Below are 17061 nucleotides of genomic sequence, written 5' to 3'. Positions count from 1 at the left end.
CGAGCTCTACCGAGCCCTCCAAGCCGACCTCAACCCATCACTCGACACACTTGACGCTGCATAGGAGCATCCACGTCACCGACTACAGCAAGTGCCACACCACCGACGTCAACAACCTCACCTTCGCCTGCGGCCCCCACCACCGCCTACTACGCCCCGGCGGCTGGACCACCCGAAAAAACACCCACGGCGACACCCAATGGATCCCACCCCCACACCTCGACACCGGCCAACCCCGCACCAACACCTTCCACCACCCCGAAAAACTCCTGCGCGACGGAGACGACGGTGAGCCGTAGCACACGAAACTCGTTGTGCAAGTGCAGGGTGCGGTGGAGCCTTTCCGAGGTGCGCTGACCGGCAGTGCTACGACTCGCAAGCAATACCGTCGTTGTCGCGGTCCAGCTTCTGCTGGTAAGCGGGATCGCCCCTGGGGATGTTGTACCGGCCATCTTTGCGGGCTTCGCTGCAGTTCCTGTAGGGCGGACCTGCCTGTGCAGGGGGCGCGATGGTCGCGCCGATGCCGACAAACATGGCGGTTGCGGCCATTCCCGCCATAACCAGACGAGTCATCATTGGTAGCTCAATCCTCCTGTGTGCGGATGGATTTTATCGTGAGCACTACATTTCGGAGGCGAATTGAAGCATGATCTGGACCGGCGCCCGAGGTCGGGCGCTAGCTCAGTCGAACACCTTCGGCGAGTGCCTCGTCGAGCAGGTCTCCGATGCGGTACCGCTGCCACAGCAACAGCAGGTTCGACAGCATCTGCAGGGGCGCCCGCACGCTCTCGTCGGCCCTGATCCGCGGGTCCGTGCGGCTGCTCGGCGCGGCGTCGAATCGCCTGCGCAGCAACGCCGGAACGTCCAACAGCCAGGCCACACCCATCACGGCCGCATACAGCAGCGTGTGCCGGCGCAACCTGTCCGGCTCCAGGTGCGGACCGCCATAGCGTTGAAACTCCGCGACAAATAGTTCCAACAAGTCGTCGAGATGGGTGTCCCACATGTCGTTTTCGGCGCCGGACATGGCTCCCCACAACGCCATGCCGAGATTCATCTGGCTGACGCATCCCCAGTCCATCAATCCACAGCGCAGCGTGCCGTCGGCGTCTCGCCAAAACCACGCGTTGTCGATGTTGGCGTTCCAGTGGCACAGCGCAACGTAGTCGGCGTCGGCGGCCAGGTGATCGGCGACCGTGTTTTCATACTGCGCCAATCGGGGCGCCTCATCGGCCATGCGCGCCAGGAATTCCGGTGAGCCGGTGCCGGCGGGCACCAGCCCGGGATGGGTACGGATGAACTCGGCCAGCCGGTCGATCCGCCGTTCCAGTTTGCCCGCCGGTAGCAGCACCCGCTCCCCCACCGTCGCGGCCTGCACATCCAGCGGAAAGTGCGCGGTCTGGTCCGCGGGCAGCCGGCCGGACCGGTGCGTGCCCGCAAGCCGCGCCAGCGCGGTCAGCAGCGCACGGTAATGCTCCAGCGGATTGGGCATCTCGTAGTCGAGGCACTTGTGGTATTGCGGCTCGATCCCGTTAGTGCCGAAGCGGATTCGTTCGGTGATCAATATCCCGGTACCGGTCGGACCGTGGTAGTCCGCGAACTGCGGGCTGGGCACCGCGATGGGGAATCCGGGCGCTCGCGCCAAGGAGGCGAACCGAACCTCGGCCTGCATCTGGGTCTTTCCGCGGTCGCGCACCGGGTCGTGGAAATCGCGGGAAAACTTAACGAACAGGTCGGTGTGCAGACCCGTTGCGGGCCTTTCATATTCGACCGACAGCACCGCCTTGCGTCCGGTGCTGCCACCGCTGATCTCGCGGAAGTCGCCGATCCGGGCCACGCCGTTGCCATCCAGCACCCCGGAGGCCCGAAACGCCTCGGTCAAAAACCCCGCCCCGCCGCTGCGCAACGACGCGGGGTCGGCCGGGAACGGCAGTCCGTGGTGGTCACCGATCACCCAGTCCGAAGCCACGCCGTTACCAGGTCTGTTCGGCCGAGCGCACCAACATGTGATTGACCGCCACCCGGCGGTCGCGCGTCACCATGAACAACACGGCATCAGCGATGTCCTCGGGCCGCAGCATGACCATGCCGGCCGTCTGCCGTTCGAACGCCTCCCGCGACGATTCGGCCAGGTGACTGAAGATCTCGGTGTCCACGGTTCCGGGACCCACCACCCCGACCCGGACCCGCTTACCCAGCACCTCTTGGCGAAGGCCCTCGCTGAAGGCGTTCACCCCGAATTTGGTCAGCGAATACACCCCGGTGTTCGGCCGCGCGACCCAGCCGGCGGTCGAACTGATGGTGACCAGATCGGCCACCCCGCGCGGTGCGTCGGCGGCCGCCTCGATCAGGTGCGGAAGCGCCGTGCGCGTGGCGTAGAGGACGCCCTGCACGTTGACCGACACCATCTGGTCCCAATCACGCAGCGACGCCTCGGTCGCGGGCGCCGACTGCATCAGGCCCGCGTTGTTCACCAGGATGTCGAGGCGTCCCAGCTCCGCGACGGTGCGCCGCACCGCGGACGCCACCTGTTCGGCATCGGTGACGTCGGCCGCCACGACCAGCGCTGTCCCACCGACGGATTCGATCTCGGCCTTCAGCTCCTCCAGCCGGTCGGCCCGGCGCGCCAGCAAGGCGACCGCCGCGCCCTGCGCCGCCAGCGCTCGGGCCGTCGCCGCGCCGATGCCGCTGCTGGCGCCGGTGACCAGGGCCGCTGCGCGCGCCAGTGTCGTCATGTTCCGCCCGTCGGTTGCGTGCCGAGTATCTCGTGTAAAACGTAGTCGGTGTCCTCGCCGAGGTCCGGCGCGCCGCGCACGATCCGCGCGGGGGAACGCGCCATCCGCCAGGACGGCCCGAGCACCGGCCGCTGACCTTCGCGGTGATCCGTGACGAACCGGTACAGCTCCCGGTCCCACAACCGTTGATCCCCAATCACATCCACCGAAGTGGCGCTCTTGGCGGCCGGCACCCCGGCGGCCCGCAGCCGCTGCGCGAGCCGCTCCGCGTCCTGGTCTCGGGTGAGCCGGGCGAGGTCCGCGTCGAGCGCCCGGGCGTGCCGGTGTCGCGAATCGCTCGTCGCGTAGCGGGGATCGTCGGCCAGCGTCGCGGCGTCGAGCGCCTCGCACAACCGGAGCCATTCGGCGTCGGTCGCGATCGCTACCGTGACCCAAGCGCCGTCGGCACACGGGTAGCAGCCGTGCGGGCACATGTCGGGATGGTTGTTGCCGGCCGGACCCAGCTGCCGGCCGGTCAGCGACTGCTCCAACAGGCAGTCACCGATCATCGAGGAGAGCGTCTCCACCGCCGACAGATCGACGAATTGCCCTGCGCCGCTGAACTCGCGATGCAGCAATGCCACCACGGCGGCATAGGCCGCGGCGGCCCCGACCGTCGAATCACCGTAGCGCATGCTGGTCCCCAGCGGCGGGCCGCCGGGATAGCCGACCAGCGCTGCCGGTCCGGCCAGCGCGGCAAAGCATGGCGCATAACCGGTTTGGTGGCCCAGCGGCCCGTCGTTGCCCCACATCTTGATCGACACCGAGATGATGTCGGGCTTGATCTCGGTGAGCTGTCGGTACCCCAGGCCTTGGCGTTCCATGGCGCCGGGGCGCAGGTTGTTGAGGACGATATCGCTGCGGGCGATCAGCTCCCGCAGCCGTGCCATCCCGTCGGCCGATTTGATATCGAGGTCAACGCTGAGGATCTCGGGGTTGATGCTCAAGAAGTAGGGCGCATGGTTGATGTCCGTGCCGCCGTAGGCACGCATCTCCTCGGGGCTGTCGGCCGTCTCGATCTTGATGACTTCGGCGCCTAGCATCGCCAGCAGCTTTCCGGCGTACGGGCCGGCCCACACCTTGGTGAGCTCGACGACGCGCACCCCTTCCAGCGGCCCACCCCGCGGGTTCTTGGGTGGCTTGAGTTGGGCCGGCCTGACCGCCGGCCGGGTGCGCGGAGCGTCGATGCTGTCCATGACCGCGCGGGTGTGTTCGCCGAGCCGCGGTGCGGCGCCGGTGATCCGGGCGGGCGATGCGCTGAACGCATACGGCACCGTGGGATACGCCGCGTCACCCAGCACCGGATGGCGGACCCGCTGGAAGAAACCGCGATGGCGGTACTGCGGCGACTGGTGCAGGTCCGCGGCGCCGTTGACGGGCACCAGCGGCACACCGAGCCGCTGCGCCAGTTCCGAGGCCTCCTCCTTGGCGAGGCCGGCGACCCATGCGGCGAAGCCGCGCTGAAAAGCCGTGACCTTCTCGGCGGTGACGGAGAACTCCAGCCAGTCGTCCTCGAACCCGTCGAGCCAATCCGGTTGTCCCATCAGGCGTTTCACCCCGGCCCAGTGGGACCGGCTGGTCATGTACAAGTAGACGAAACCGTCGGTGCAGGCAAAGAACGAGGCCGGCCCCGCCTGATCGTAATCGCCGCGCTCACCGTCGGCCGGCACCTCGCCGGTGACGAGGCGGCCCAGGATGCAATCGGCGCGCGACACCAGCACGGCCTGCTCGGAGATGTCGATGAACTCGCCGTTCCCGGTGTGCAGACGTCCCCACAATGACGACGCGACGCACAGCGCCGCCTCCAGCCCCGCCTCGTAGTCGGCCAGGAAGCGGCCGGGACCCTGCAGCGGCGGCTTGGTCGGGTCGGGGTGGCTCGGCGTGTGATATCCCCAGCCGCTGGCGTGAAAGACATTGATGCTGCGAGCATTGTCGAACTCGGCGGCCACGCCTTCGCCGTACGGGGTGATGGAGCAGCAGACCACCGACGGGTGTTGTGCGGACCAGCCCGCGGTCCGGCCTTCGACTACCGCGTCGGCGGTGTCGATGAGCCGGTGCAGCCGCTCGATGTCGGCCGCCGAGCCGAGATCGAGAACGACCGAGCGTTTGTTGGTGTTGAGGTAGGCGAACAGGGCGCTGCCTTCGCAACCGTCGCCAACGACGGGCGCCATGGCGCGGGTCGCGCTGCCGCGCTTCGGCGCCTCGATCTTGATCACCTCGGCGCCGAAGTCGGCCAGCAGCTTTCCGCAATACTCGCCCGCGACGGATTCGGCTAACTCGACGATCCTGATACCCGTCAGCGCGGACATGTACGCCCCGCCAAATCGGTCAGGGCTTCGCGCGTCCCGAGCGGCTCAGGCGCCACTCCGGCGGGAAGTTGAGGTCGTTGTCCTTGACCACATTGTTCAGACCCTTTTCGAAGGTGCCCCCGGTCAGGTCGACCTCTTCCGCGTCGTTTTTGATCATCGGCAACATGCCCTCGACCATGCCGGTCAGCAGGCTGCCGAAGTACTCGCCCTTGTGCTGCTTGTAGAGCTCGAGAAACGTCTTCTGCACCGCGACGGTGTCGGTCGGACGCGACTTCGAGCATGCCAGCGCGTACTTCTCCGTCTCGGCCTCCAGCTGGTCGCGGGGCACCACACTGTTGACGAATCCGCAGTCGTACATCTCCTTCGCGCTGAACGGCCGTCCGGTGAACAGCATTTCGGAGAACTTGCGCAGGCCCATCGTCTCGGCCCACCACCACAGCCGCGGTCCCCAACCGACGTAACGGAAGGCGGGGTGCCCGAACAGCGCGTCGTCGGACGAGATCACCAGGTCTGCGTCGCCGGCCTGATAGAAGTGCCATCCGTAGCAGTAGCCCTTGGCCTCGATGATGCTGATCTTGCGAAGCTCCTGCAGCGGGCGGTTTCCGGCGCGGGCCTTGGCGTAGAAGTCGGTGACGGTGGACAGGTACCGGTACGAGCCGCCCGGCGGGTACTTGACGTCGTCGTCGTTGATCGCCAACTCGTGGTGCAGCGGCAGGCCCGGGTTCTCCAGCATCGGGCGCTGCTCGGGTAGGTCGCCGCCGCTGCCGAAGTCCTGGCCCTCGCCGCGGATCACGACCACCTTGACGTCGTCGTCCACGTTGCACTTGTGGATCAGGTCCGCGTAGTTCTGCCGCATGCCCAGCGTGGTCGAGTTGAGCTCTTCCGGGCGGTTGAACGTGATGTAGGCGATCCGGTTCTTCTTGTCCTTCTCGAACTTGATGTACTGCTCGGCTTCCTTCTTCAGCTTTTCGTAGTCGTATTCAGGCATGGGCTTCTTCTTTCACTGGGGGTTAGCGCCTATTTGAGCAAGCTGCCCGCGTCGACGGGAAGCGAAACGCCGGTGACATAACGAGATTCGTCAGAGGCGAGGAACAGGACAGCGTTGCTGATGTCGATGGCATCCACCCAAGGCACCGGCAGTGTGTGCATCATCTGCGAGATCGGGGCGAAGTCGTCGGGTCCGGGATTTTCCAGATCGGGACGAAAGAGCCGATAGGTGTTGTCGTTCATCACCATCGTGGTGCTGACCTGGGTGGGCAGCACGGAGTTGACCCGGATCAGGTGCGGGCCCAACTCGACGGCGAAGGCTCGCATCAGGCCGATGACGCCGTGCTTGGCGGCGATGTAGTGACCGGTGTTCGGGTAGGCCTTGCGGCCGCCCACCGAACTGGTGAGCACGATGGACCCGCCGCGTCCGCCCGAAAGGATGTGTGGCACACCGGCTTTGACCGTGTGCCAGACACCGCTGAGGTTGATGTCGATCATGTCCTGCCACACATCCTCGCGGATCTTGTGCAGCTTTCTGCCGTCGGTCCCGACGCCGGCATTGGCGACGATGATGTCGAGGCGACCGAGCTGTTCCACCCCGCCGTCCACCGCGCCCTTCAGCGCGTCGTAGTCGCGGACGTCCACCTGGGCGGTGACGATGCGCCGGTCGAGGTTTTTGACCAGATCCGCGGTCTCGGCGAGGTCTTCCGGTGTCGAGTGGGGATAAGCCAGGTGCTCGATCGGCCCGCAGACGTCGACCGCGATGATGTCGGCGCCCTCCTGCGCCAGCCGCACGGCGTGGCTGCGGCCCTGTCCGCGGGCGGCACCGCTGACGAAAGCCACCTTGCCCTCGACCCGGCCGGTCATCACGGCACCAGCGCCGGCATACACTCCCAGCCCCGCACCGTGGAGGTTGGACTGAGGGTGGCACTGTTCAGGTCGACCTCCCATTCGGGGAATCGCTTCAGGATCTCCTCCAGGGCGATGCGGCCCTCCAGGCGGGCCAGCGCCGAGCCCAGGCAGAAGTGCGTGCCCATGCTGAAGGTCAGATGCGGGCGGACCGCGCGGTGAATGTTGAATTCGGATGCGTCGGGCCCGAATTGGGCCTCGTCGCGGCAGGCCGACCCGATGAGCATCATCATCACGCTGCCTTCGGGCACCGTCTCGTCGTGCACCACGACGTCGCGGGTGACATACCGCGACACGTGTGGGGCGGGCGGCTCGTAGCGCAGCAACTCCTCGATGGCCTGCGGGATGAGAGTGGGATTGACCACGAGATCGCGACGCTGGTCGGGGTGTTCGGCGAGAACCTTTCCGGACCAACCGATCAGCCGTGTCGTCGTCTCGTTGCCGGCACCGGCCACGACGTTGAGGTAGACCAGGATCTCCTCGCGGGACAGCCGGCGGGTGGTACCGGTCTCGTCGACGAATTCGACGTTGAGCAGTTCGGTCATGATGTCGTCGGACGGATGCTCGGCGCGCCAGTCGATGTAGGCCTCGAACTGCTCGCCCACGGACAGGCCATGCTGGGCGGCGTCCATCGGCTTGCCGGCCTCGGTGCGTAGCTGGGCGTTGCCGCGGTCGCGGATGTACTCCTGGTCGTCTTCGGGGATGCCGAGCAACATGCTGATCACCTTCATCGGCATCTGCGCACCCAAGTCAGTGACGAAGTCGAAGCGTCCGGATCCCACCAGCGGATCCAGCAGTTGCGCGCAGAAGTCGCGGATCATCGGCTCGAGCGCGGCGATCCGGCGCGGGGTGAACATCCGCGACAGCAGCTTGCGGTGCACGTCGTGAATCGGCGGGTCTTCGAAGATCAACATGCCCGGCGGGATCTCGAGGTTCGCCTTGATCAGCTCGAGGATGGCGCCCCGCGCGGAGCTGTACGTCTCATGGTCAACGAGCGCCTTGCTGACATCCGCGTAACGGCTCACCGCGTAAAAGTCGTATTCGGCGTTGAAATAAAGCGGAGCCTCTTCGCGCAATCGCGCGAACATCGGATACGGGTCGGCAATCAGCCCGACATCGTATGGATCGAACCGAACACTGCTGTCGGTGCTCGCCGTCACGAAAACCCTCCTACCGCTGCACTTTTCGGTACCCGCATTACCTGCACCAGGGCTAGCGCTGCCAGCGTTGCAGCGCTGGATTCGGTCCGGGCAATTTATACACTCCGCTTAATTGCGTCGCTGTCACTGCTGCGCGAGCGCGGGAGAAAACGACGCATGAACGTGGGCTTACTCTATTGTCGTAGAGAACCATACAGCGGACGCCCTGGCAAGAGCCAGAGCCCGGTGCGCCGTGTCCGGTCGGCGCCCTCATCCCGACCCGGCCGCCCCGCGGCCCAACAGCCGCAGACCACCCGTCTGGGTGAGCCGCCCCTTGTCCGAACTCCTCAAAATCCCGGCGGCGATCGCCGAGAGGATCCCGTCGAGCTGTTCGGCGCTGTCGATGATCCGGTCGCCGTGGGCGAACCGCTGCAGCAGACCGTTGATGAACGTCAGGGTGACGTTGCTCAGATCCTCGACGACGGCTGGATCCAGGTCGGCGCCGTGCGGCATGAGCTGCACCAGGATTTCCCGGTGCAGCTTGGTGAACTCGTCGGTGGCCTGCTGCAGGATCGCGGCCAATGCGGGGTCGCGGGTGGCCTGCATGGTGAGCTCGTAACGGGCCCTGGTTCGGTACAGCTGCGGATCGCTGCCGGCCTGGATGACGACCTGCGACAACCGCGACGGTGCGCGATGTGCGGCGTCGGCATCGGAGCTGTCCGCGATCGCCTGCAGCTCGGCGAGGTCGAGCTCGGCGGAGCGCTCGGCCACCGCGCGCAGCAACGCCGATCGGGTGCGGAAATAAAACGAGGTCGTTCCGTCCGGCACTCCGGCCTTGCGGTCGACCTTCAAATGGCTCAATCCCTTGGCCCCGTCATCGGCCAACAGCTGAATTGCCGCGTCGCATAGGTCGCGGCGGCGCTCGGCGGGATTGGGTTTTCGTCGTCTGTCCATGAGCTTGAATCGCGACCATACTCTATATTTATAGTGTCGGTAAAGGGCACATTCTCCACCGCGCCAGGGTGTCGGATAAAGGCAGCTCATCCCCGACGACGGCGCCGACTCGGGGTGTCCGAATTCGACGTTCCACGCTGATACACACCAAAGAAATTGCGGTGCAAGGCTTCCCGTCGGACGGAAAACCAATGGCCGGCGAGTAGAGTCAGTTCGGATGATTCACCGTCGTTTGCGCGTGCGCAATGCCGCCGCCTGGCTCGGGTCGCTCGGCCTGCTCGCCGCCGCGATGAGCGGCTGCCAGCACGCGCACCGGCCCGCACCGTCCAGCTCATCGACCACCGCGCCGCCGAGCACCATCGCGCCCCCGCCACCGCCACCCCCACCGGTGGTCAAGATCGCCCCATTGCCGGTGCGGCCGGTGACGAAGTCGCAGCCCACGACTCCCGCCGTCAAGTGCCCGGCCACCGATCCGAACGCCCCGACCAAGCCGACGGACACCCTGACCACCTGTGACATCGGGCGAACCACCGTCTACACGTTGGGCCCCGAGACCATGCAACTGGGCCTCGTGCACGTGGACCCGCCGAAATCGTTGACTGCGGACTATTACGAACTGACCCTTGTGCTGGATCCCCCGTCGACGGCCGCCTGGGCCGCATTCACCGGCGAGCATCTGCAAGACCACATGGCCTTCATCCGGGACAACATGGTGCTCGAGGCGCCGATCATCGAGCAACCGGCCACCTCGGGGCGGATCGTGCTGACCACCCAAACGGCCCAGGGCGCTGCGCAATTGGCGCAACTTGTGGGCCGCCCCGCATGACACCATCGGGGCGGGCGTACCGCCTCGGCATCGGCATGCTCAGCGTATTCGGGCTGCCACCAATCGAATTGGTGGGTCTCGCCGCGAAGCTGGGATGCCGCCACATCTCGGTCGCCGTGCAGGGGATGCCGCTGGTACCGCTGGGTTATCCTCGTTTCTCGTTGAGGGACGACGCCGCGCTGCGCGGCGACCTGCTCGCGGCGCTGCGCGATCGGGGCGTGAGCATCTCGCTGGGCGACGGGTTTCTGGTGGTGCCCGGCGCCGACGTCAGCGCCCTGCGCGGTGATCTCGACGTGATGGCCGAGCTCGGTGTCCCCCGAATCAATGTGGTCAGCGTGGACCCCGACCTTGCCCGGACCCTTGACCAGTTCGCCGCACTGACCGAGCTTGCGGCGCAGCGCAATATCGAGACGGTCGTCGAACCGGTGCCCGGCCTGACGATCGGCGACCTGAGCGCCGCCCTGGCCGCCGCGGAATACGTCGCACGCCGCGAATTCCGCTTGTTGATCGACACCATGCACTTGGTGCGGTCGGGCTCCGGCGCCGCCGAACTGGCCGCTATCGATGCCGATCGCATCGGCTACGCCCAACTCAACGACACGACGCTGCGGCCGCGCATCGACAACTACCTGGAGGAGGCCATGTTCGAGCGCATGGTTCCCGGTGAGGGCGAACTTCCGCTGCACGACCTGCTTGCCGCGCTTCCCGCCGATACGGTGCTCGAAATCGAAGTGCCGCGGCGATCGTTGGCGTTGGCGGGGGTGAGCCCGCTGGACCGCCTACGTCCGTGCGTCGAGGCCGCACGCCGCTTGCTGTCGGAGGTTCAGGCCGGGTAACGCAGCGGTAGCCCCGAGTTTCCGGTTAGGGTCAGCGGATGGGGCAGGTAACGGAGCGCTGGCGTGCGGCTCGGGTGGCATCGGCGTTGTACAACACGGCCGCAATGCATGACAGCGTCGCTGCGGTGGGCGCAAAAGCGTTGTGGGGGTTGGCGTTACATGAGCTGCTGGAAGTGGTTCGGCGCGTCGGTGAAGCTCCCGCCGGCGCCCGTGTGCTGGACATCCCGTGCGGTGGCGGATTTGCCTTTCGCGGCCTGCGCCCCGGGCAGGATTGCCGCTACGTGGCCGCCGACATTTCCTCGGACATGCTCGGGCGGGCACGCCGTCGGGCAACTCAGCTGGACGTGGCCGACCTGATGGAGTTCACCGATGCCGATATCACGGATCTGCCCTTCCCGGACAACACCTTCGACCTGGCCTTGACGTTCAACGGTCTGCACTGTCTTCCCGACCCACGAGCGGCGGTCGTCGAACTCGCCCGCGTGCTGAAGCCGGGTGGGATTCTTCGCGGGAGCACCTGTGTACGCGGTCGCGGCTGGCGCCAGGATCGTTTTGTGACCGCGCTGCGGGCGGCGGGCTTTTTCGGCGATACGCCCCGGGCCGGTGACGTGCAACGCTGGCTGGCGGACGCGGGACTCGAAGTCTTGGCGGCACGGCACAGCGGTGCGGTCGAGCTGTTCGAGGCCCGAAGACCCAGCGGGTGATCCCTAGCGAACGTTACGGTCAGCGTCCTCAGAGTTGCAGGTCGTACACCGAGATGGGGTCGAGGATCACGCCGGTTTCCTCAACGTAGCGATCCCACAGCGCCAGCAGCTCGGCCAGCTTGTCGGGCCGGGAGGCGGCCAGATCGTCGATCTCACCGGGATCGGCGGACAGATCGTAGAGCTGCCAGTCGCCCGGCCCGTACGGCGCGGGCAGGTACAGCGCCTTCCAGTCGCCCTGGCGGATGGCGCGGCGGCCGAACAACTCCCAGCCGGTGCCGGTGTCGGCGTCGTGCACGGTCTCGGTGGCGCCCGTCAGGTAATCCACCAGTGAGCGGCCGCGCATGGGCGCCACCTCGCGCCCGCCGTACGACGTGCCCGGGTGCGTGGTGCCGGCCAATTCCAGCAGGGTCGGCGCGATGTCCATGACCGTGCTGAACGCGGTGCCGATCTCTTGCTGGCGGGCGAAGCCGGGCCAGGTGACGAAGCCGGTCACGCGGATCCCGCCCTGGGTGGTGAACGCCTTGTGCAGGCGCGACGGCGCGGTGGCGGCCTGCGCCCAGCGCGGGCCGTACCAGATGAACGACGTGGGCCGGCCCAGGTTCTCCAGGCTGTTGTCGCAATGCTTTTCGATCTGTGCGGCGATTTGGGGGCCGCGCAGTGGCATCGCCTCCACGATCGCGCCCTCGGCGCCGTTGTCGGACAGGAAGATGACGACGGTGTTGTCGAGTTCGCCGCTGGCCGTGAGGTAGTCGATGACCCGGCCGACGTTGTGGTCCATCCGGTCGACCATCCCGGCGTAGACCTCCATGCTGCGCGCCGAGCGCGCGCGCTGCTCGTCGGTCATGTCGGCCCACTCGGGCGCGCCGTCGGCCACCACCGGGTGTGCGACGACGTCGGGCGCACAGAGGCCGAGCCGCTTGAGTGCGGCCAGCCGCTCCTCGCGCAGCGCGTCCGGCCCGGCGTCGTAGCGGCCCCGATATTTCGCGATGGATTCGTCGGGCGCCTGCAGCGGCCAGTGCGGAGCCTGGAACGGCAGATAGGCGAAGAACGGCCGGTCGTCGTCTGCGTCGCGCTCATCCAGATACCGCAACAGCGTGTCGGTGTAGGCGTCCGACGAATAGAAGTCGTCGCCGACGGTGACGAACCGGTCGTCTTCGGTGTAAAGCGTTGGCACGGGCGAGAATCCGCGCGCTCCCGCTCCGCCGTAGTGACTGGCGCCGGCCGGCAGCAGGGCGAACGAGCGCTCGAAGCCGCGCGCCCACGGCGAGGTCTCGATGGTGGCGCCGAGGTGCCATTTGCCCGACATCAGCGTCAGATATCCCGCGTCGCGCAACAGTTCGGGCAGGGCGACGACCCGGTCGTTCAGGTAGCCCTCGTACCCGGGTGCGCCGCGGAAGTCCGGGGAAGCGACCTCGAGCATCGTGCCGATGCCGGCGATGTGGTGGTCGGTCCCGGTCAACAGCATGGCCCGGGTCGGCGAGCAGGCCGGGGCCGAGTGGAAATCGGTGAGCCGGACACCGGCGTGGGCCAGCCGGTCGAGATTGGGCGTCTCGATTTCGCCGCCGAATGCGCCGAGATCGGAGAACCCGAGGTCGTCTGCAACGATGACGAGGAAGTTGGGGCGCGTCACGCTCAAGCATCCTGCCAGGTCGGTCGCCATGGCGGAATGATATGCACCCGCTCGACGTCGATACTGTCGAGGCGGGCTCTATCCGCCCGCACTGCGAACAGCGAAGGGACATGAAGATGTTGACGCAGTTTGGAATGTCCATCCCGCTGGTGGCGGCTCCGATGTCGGGTGGCCCGACCACCCCGGCGATGGTCTCGGCCGCCAACCGCGCCGGCGCCCTGGGCTTGCTCGCGGCCGGATACAAGACCGTCGAGGCCATCGAGGCCGAGATCAAAACCGTTCGCGCCGAAGGAATCCCGTTCGGGGTCAACGTCTTCGCGCCCAATCCGGTGCCGGTCGATCCGCAACGCTACCGCGCCTACGCGGCGATCGTGCAGGCCGACGCCGACCAGTTCGGGCTGACGCTGCCGCCCGAACCCATCGAGGACAACGACAAATTCGACGAGAAGATCGCGCTGTTGCTCGACGACCCCGTTCCGATGGTGTCGTTCACTTTCGGCATACCGTCGCGCGACGTGATCGCCGCGCTGCGACGGGCGGGCAGCGTCGTGGTCCAGACGGTCACCACGGCCGACGAGGCGGCGCAGGCGCTAGACGCCGGCGTCGACATGCTCGCCGTGCAGGCCGCCGACGCCGGTGGGCACTCCGGCACCCTCTCGCCGCAGCGGCCGTTGACGCCGGTGCCGATCGTCGACCTGGTCCGGCAGGTCGTCGCGCGGGTGCCCCTGCCCGTGCTGGCCACCGGCGGGCTGGCCACCCCCGCCGCGGTGGCCGAGGTGATCCGCGCCGGCGCGACCGCAGCGGCGGTGGGCACCGTGCTGCTGCGCGCCACCGAGAGCGGCGCCTCGGCCACTCATCAAGCGGCCCTGATCGATCCCGCGTACACCGAGACGGTGCTGACCCGGGCCTTCACCGGCCGGCCCGCCCGCGGCCTGCGCAACGCGTTCATCGAGGCCCATGAAGCCGAGGCGCCACCGGGCTACCCCGCCATCCATTACCTAACCAGCCCGCTGCGCAAGGCCGCCGCGGCCGCGGGCAAGCCGGACTACGTCCACCTCTGGGCGGGCACCGGATATCGGCACGCGACCGCGGAACCCGCCGCCGACATCCTGCGCCGGCTGGCCTCCGACCTGTGACCGATCAGTACTCGAAGCGGTTCAGCACGTCGTAGTGACGGCCGGCGGTCAGCCACGTCACCCGGTAGATCAACCGCACCGCGGCCGAAGGGATTCGCTGGTAATCGGCCAGCACGGGTGTCTGCCCGAGGAAGCGCAGCCGCGGATTCCACGTCGCGATCTCGCGCGCGTCGCGGATTCCCCATTTGATGATTCCCCGGGTGAAGATCCTCGACATCAGCGGCGCCAGGGCAGACAGCGTGTCGAAATGCATTTCGCCGCCGGCGAATCGGTCGATCAGCCGCTGCAGGAGCCGCCGGACGTCGTCCTCGGGCAGGTACATCAGCAGGCCCTCGGCAACGATCAGCGTCGGACGGCCGGTCGGGACCTGATCGAGCCACTGCAGTTCGGTCACCGACGAGCCGATCATCCGGTAGCCCTCGGTGTCGTCGTAAAGCCTGCTGCGCAGCCCGATCACGCTCGGCTGATCGACGTCGAACCAGGTCACCGACGGCGGCACACCGAGGCGAAACGCGCGCCCGTCCAAACCACAGCCCAGGTGCAGGACGACCGCGTCCGGATGGCGGCCGAGGAAGTCGGCGCACCAATTGTCGAGCTGCTTGGCCCGCAGCGCGACGAGGTACTGATTGGCCGCCGGCCACGACATCCGATGGATTCGCTTGAAGTCGTAGTCGATGCGGTCCACGGCTTCGGCGGCCGCCTTGTCCCCCAGAATCGGCCGCTCCGAACGGCTTTCGTGGGCACGCAGGTAGAGCGTGACGAGATTCGTCCACTCCACCGAACCCCAGGACACGGAACTGAAGTCGACTTTGTCCGTCGCGGTCATGGTTGTTTCCTTTTCGCCCGGTATTCGGTCCACATGCGCATGAGTTGCTCGCCGTAGGCCTGGGTGCAGAACTCACAGAAATCGCGGAAATCCTCGACGCGCTGCCGCTGTTCGGCGCGGTCCTCGCCCAGCATCGACAGCGCGTACTCGGCGGGTTCGATGCCCAACCGCATCAGCGACAGCTGAGTCGCCAGGACGCTGGTGAAGCCGCCAGGCCTGACGCGGTAGACGTGCTGACGGTTGGGGCTGGGCAACCGCTCCACCATGCCGCCATCCAGCAGTTGCCGGGCGACGGTGCTGATCGACGCCTTGCTCACCGATAACGCCTCGGTCAGCTGGGTCAACGACTGCTGCGGCGGATCGCAGATCAACAGCCACCCGTACACCCGGCCCATGGTCCGGGTGGCGCCGAGGAGCTCGAAGAAGAGCCCGAGGCGGTCGACGAACTCGGCCTCGTCCGGCGCCATCAAAACTCCCAACCACGTTCAGTACGTACTAAACGTAGCTTATACGGCGTCGGGTCGGCCAGTGTGAGGTCAACTGGCCGCCCCCTGGGCCGCGGCGGCCCGCATGCCCAGCACGCTGTCGATCGCGACCGGTGGCGATGCCGATTAAGGTCCCGGCACCTCGTTACGATCGAAGTTACGAAAGCGATACGGGCGATGGCTCGCTTGTGCGCGATACCCACGCAACGGGCGATTTTCGGCTTTTGCGCATTGTGCTCGGGCGCCCGCGCGGACTGGTCAGAACGCTTCGGGATCCCGTTGCACCTCAGCCGGCACCGGGTGCCGGTACAACCGAGAGGCGTTCTCCCAGCTGAACTTTCGGATGACGTCGGGTGGCAGATCACCGATTTGTTCGTGAATGGTCTGCTGGGTGTGCGGCCAGGTCGAGTCGCAATGCGGGTAGTCGGCCTCCAGCATGATGTTGTCGACGCCGATCCGGTCGCGCTGCACGAACGAGGACTTGTCCTCGACCGCGCAGAACCAGAAGTTGCGGGTCAGCACCTCGGCGGGGGTCAGGGTCTCGCCGAGCGCCTGCCAGGTGCCGTACATGGCGTGATAGCTGAGCATGTGGTCGAGGCGGTCGAGCAGCCCCGCCACCCAGCCGATGCCGCCCTCGGACAGGCAGATCTTGAGGTCGGGGAACCGGCTGGGCAGCCCGGAGTACAGCCAGTCGACCGCCGCGGAGATGGCGTAGGCGAAGAACAGCACGCCCTGCACGTCCGGCGGCGCATCGGCGGTGGTGGACGGTGACGACCCCGACGACCCGATGTGCAGATTCACCACGGTGCCGGTCTCGGCGCAGGCCGCCATCAGCGGATCCCAGTGGTCGGTGTGGATGCTGGGCAGCCCCAGCATCGCCGGGTTCTCGCTGAACGTCACGGCGTGAAAGCCGCGCTCGGCGTTCTCGCGGATCATCTTCGCGCCGAGCTCGGGATCGAGCAGCCACGGCAGTTGGCAGGGGATGATCCGGTCCGGATACGACCCCGCCCAGACGTCGAAATGCCAGTCGTTCCAAGCCCGCACCGAGGCCAGCGCCAGGTCGCGGTCGCCGGTCACCTGCTGCAGCCGCTGCCCGGCGAAGCCCGGCAGAAACGACGGGAAGTTCAGCGAGGCGTAGATGCCGTTGAGGTCCATGTCCTTGATGCGGGCGTGGATATCCCATGCGCCCCGCCGCATTTCGTCGAACCGGACCGGTTCGAAGCCGTACTCCGCCACCGGCCGTCCAACCACGGCGTTGAAGCCGACGTTGGGCAGTTCCTTGCCGTCATAGACCCACGTCTGTCCCCCGCTGTCGGTCTCGACGACTTTCGGCGCCCGGTCGGCGAACTTGCGGGGCAGCCGGCCGGTGAAGGTGTCCGGGGGTTCGACGATGTGATCGTCCACCGAGATCACCGTGTAGCGCCGGGGTGCCCGCGGCGGGTCCGGCAGGAAGGTGACCGAGCGCTGGGCGCCGGTTTTGGCCGTGGTGAAGTTCAGGTCGGTGGCCAGCTCGTCGATCGATTTCACGCGTCAATCCCCCTGCGGC

16 protein-coding genes and 1 pseudogene are annotated in these 17061 nt (G+C 67.0%); 5 read left to right on the top strand and 12 right to left on the bottom strand.

Features of this window, described 5'->3' with window-relative positions; translation table 11 throughout:
• Window positions 1-299 (top strand): annotated as a pseudogene (locus tag A5624_RS12465) (hypothetical protein); the annotation flags it as partial.
• Window positions 300-366: 67 nt separating this feature from the next.
• Here the strand turns inward: A5624_RS12465 and A5624_RS12460 are convergent.
• The 8 genes from A5624_RS12460 to A5624_RS12425 form a co-directional block, all read right to left on the bottom strand.
• Complete coding sequence (locus A5624_RS12460; protein WP_066866538.1) at window positions 367-549, bottom strand: excalibur calcium-binding domain-containing protein; 183 nt, start codon at window positions 547-549, stop codon at window positions 367-369.
• A 127-nt stretch (window positions 550-676) separates the two neighbouring features.
• Window positions 677-1954 (bottom strand): hypothetical protein, encoded by a 1278-nt coding sequence (locus A5624_RS12455; RefSeq protein ID WP_082990554.1) that lies wholly within the window; start codon window positions 1952-1954, stop codon window positions 677-679.
• Between the two features lie 19 nt (window positions 1955-1973).
• Complete coding sequence (locus tag A5624_RS12450) at window positions 1974-2735, bottom strand: SDR family NAD(P)-dependent oxidoreductase (RefSeq protein WP_066866522.1); 762 nt, start codon at window positions 2733-2735, stop codon at window positions 1974-1976.
• Complete coding sequence (locus A5624_RS12445; RefSeq protein ID WP_066866521.1) at window positions 2732-5083, bottom strand: CaiB/BaiF CoA-transferase family protein; 2352 nt, start codon at window positions 5081-5083, stop codon at window positions 2732-2734. Before A5624_RS12445 ends, A5624_RS12450 begins: the two co-directional genes overlap by 4 nt.
• A gap of 19 nt (window positions 5084-5102) precedes the next feature.
• Window positions 5103-6071: an enoyl-CoA hydratase/isomerase family protein gene (locus tag A5624_RS12440; protein WP_066866519.1), complete on the bottom strand. Its 969-nt coding sequence runs from the start codon at window positions 6069-6071 to the stop codon at window positions 5103-5105.
• A 29-nt stretch (window positions 6072-6100) separates the two neighbouring features.
• Entirely contained in the window at window positions 6101-6937 is an 837-nt protein-coding gene (locus A5624_RS12435; protein ID WP_066866517.1) for a mycofactocin-coupled SDR family oxidoreductase, read from the bottom strand.
• Window positions 6937-8139, bottom strand: coding sequence for a cytochrome P450 (locus A5624_RS12430; protein WP_066866515.1), 1203 nt, complete (start codon window positions 8137-8139; stop codon window positions 6937-6939). The genes A5624_RS12435 and A5624_RS12430 overlap by 1 nt, the downstream gene beginning before the upstream one ends.
• A 249-nt stretch (window positions 8140-8388) precedes the next feature.
• Complete coding sequence (locus A5624_RS12425) at window positions 8389-9072, bottom strand: TetR/AcrR family transcriptional regulator (RefSeq protein ID WP_066866513.1); 684 nt, start codon at window positions 9070-9072, stop codon at window positions 8389-8391.
• A gap of 217 nt (window positions 9073-9289) precedes the next feature.
• Between A5624_RS12425 and A5624_RS12420 the strand changes: the two genes are divergently transcribed.
• Genes A5624_RS12420 through A5624_RS12410 form a run of 3 tightly spaced genes read left to right on the top strand, consistent with a single transcriptional unit; the run spans window position 9290 to window position 11438 of the window.
• On the top strand, window positions 9290-9898 hold the full coding sequence (locus A5624_RS12420) for a preprotein translocase subunit SecD (protein WP_197497863.1): 609 nt from the start codon (window positions 9290-9292) through the stop codon (window positions 9896-9898).
• Window positions 9895-10734 carry a sugar phosphate isomerase/epimerase gene (locus A5624_RS12415; RefSeq protein WP_066866503.1) on the top strand — a complete coding sequence of 280 codons (840 nt, stop codon included), beginning with the start codon at window positions 9895-9897 and terminating at the stop codon, window positions 10732-10734. Before A5624_RS12420 ends, A5624_RS12415 begins: the two co-directional genes overlap by 4 nt.
• 38 nt (window positions 10735-10772) lie before the next feature.
• On the top strand, window positions 10773-11438 hold the full coding sequence (locus A5624_RS12410; RefSeq protein WP_066866501.1) for a class I SAM-dependent methyltransferase: 666 nt from the start codon (window positions 10773-10775) through the stop codon (window positions 11436-11438).
• 28 nt (window positions 11439-11466) lie between these two features.
• Here the strand turns inward: A5624_RS12410 and A5624_RS12405 are convergent, their stop codons facing one another.
• Window positions 11467-13068: an arylsulfatase gene (locus A5624_RS12405; protein ID WP_066866536.1), complete on the bottom strand. Its 1602-nt coding sequence runs from the start codon at window positions 13066-13068 to the stop codon at window positions 11467-11469.
• A 116-nt stretch (window positions 13069-13184) separates the two neighbouring features.
• On the opposite strand from A5624_RS12405, the gene A5624_RS12400 reads away from it, so the two are divergent.
• Window positions 13185-14204, top strand: coding sequence for a nitronate monooxygenase family protein (locus tag A5624_RS12400; RefSeq protein ID WP_197518953.1), 1020 nt, complete (start codon window positions 13185-13187; stop codon window positions 14202-14204).
• A gap of 4 nt (window positions 14205-14208) precedes the next feature.
• On the opposite strand, the gene A5624_RS12395 is transcribed toward A5624_RS12400, so the two are convergent.
• The 3 genes from A5624_RS12395 to A5624_RS12385 all read right to left on the bottom strand — a co-directional run bounded on the left by A5624_RS12395 (window position 14209) and on the right by A5624_RS12385 (window position 17042).
• On the bottom strand, window positions 14209-15030 hold the full coding sequence (locus A5624_RS12395; protein ID WP_066866498.1) for a class I SAM-dependent methyltransferase: 822 nt from the start codon (window positions 15028-15030) through the stop codon (window positions 14209-14211).
• Window positions 15027-15497, bottom strand: coding sequence for a GbsR/MarR family transcriptional regulator (locus tag A5624_RS12390; RefSeq protein WP_066866496.1), 471 nt, complete (start codon window positions 15495-15497; stop codon window positions 15027-15029). Before A5624_RS12390 ends, A5624_RS12395 begins: the two co-directional genes overlap by 4 nt.
• A gap of 276 nt (window positions 15498-15773) precedes the next feature.
• A complete protein-coding gene (locus tag A5624_RS12385) occupies window positions 15774-17042 on the bottom strand; it encodes an amidohydrolase family protein (protein ID WP_066866492.1) in 1269 nt (422 codons plus the stop codon).
• Window positions 17043-17061: the final 19 nt, after the last annotated feature.

The sequence above is a fragment of the Mycobacterium sp. 1482292.6 genome (genome assembly GCF_001672995.1).
Taxonomy (GTDB): domain Bacteria; phylum Actinomycetota; class Actinomycetes; order Mycobacteriales; family Mycobacteriaceae; genus Mycobacterium; species Mycobacterium europaeum_A.
This window is presented reverse-complemented; position numbering and strand designations above follow the sequence as displayed.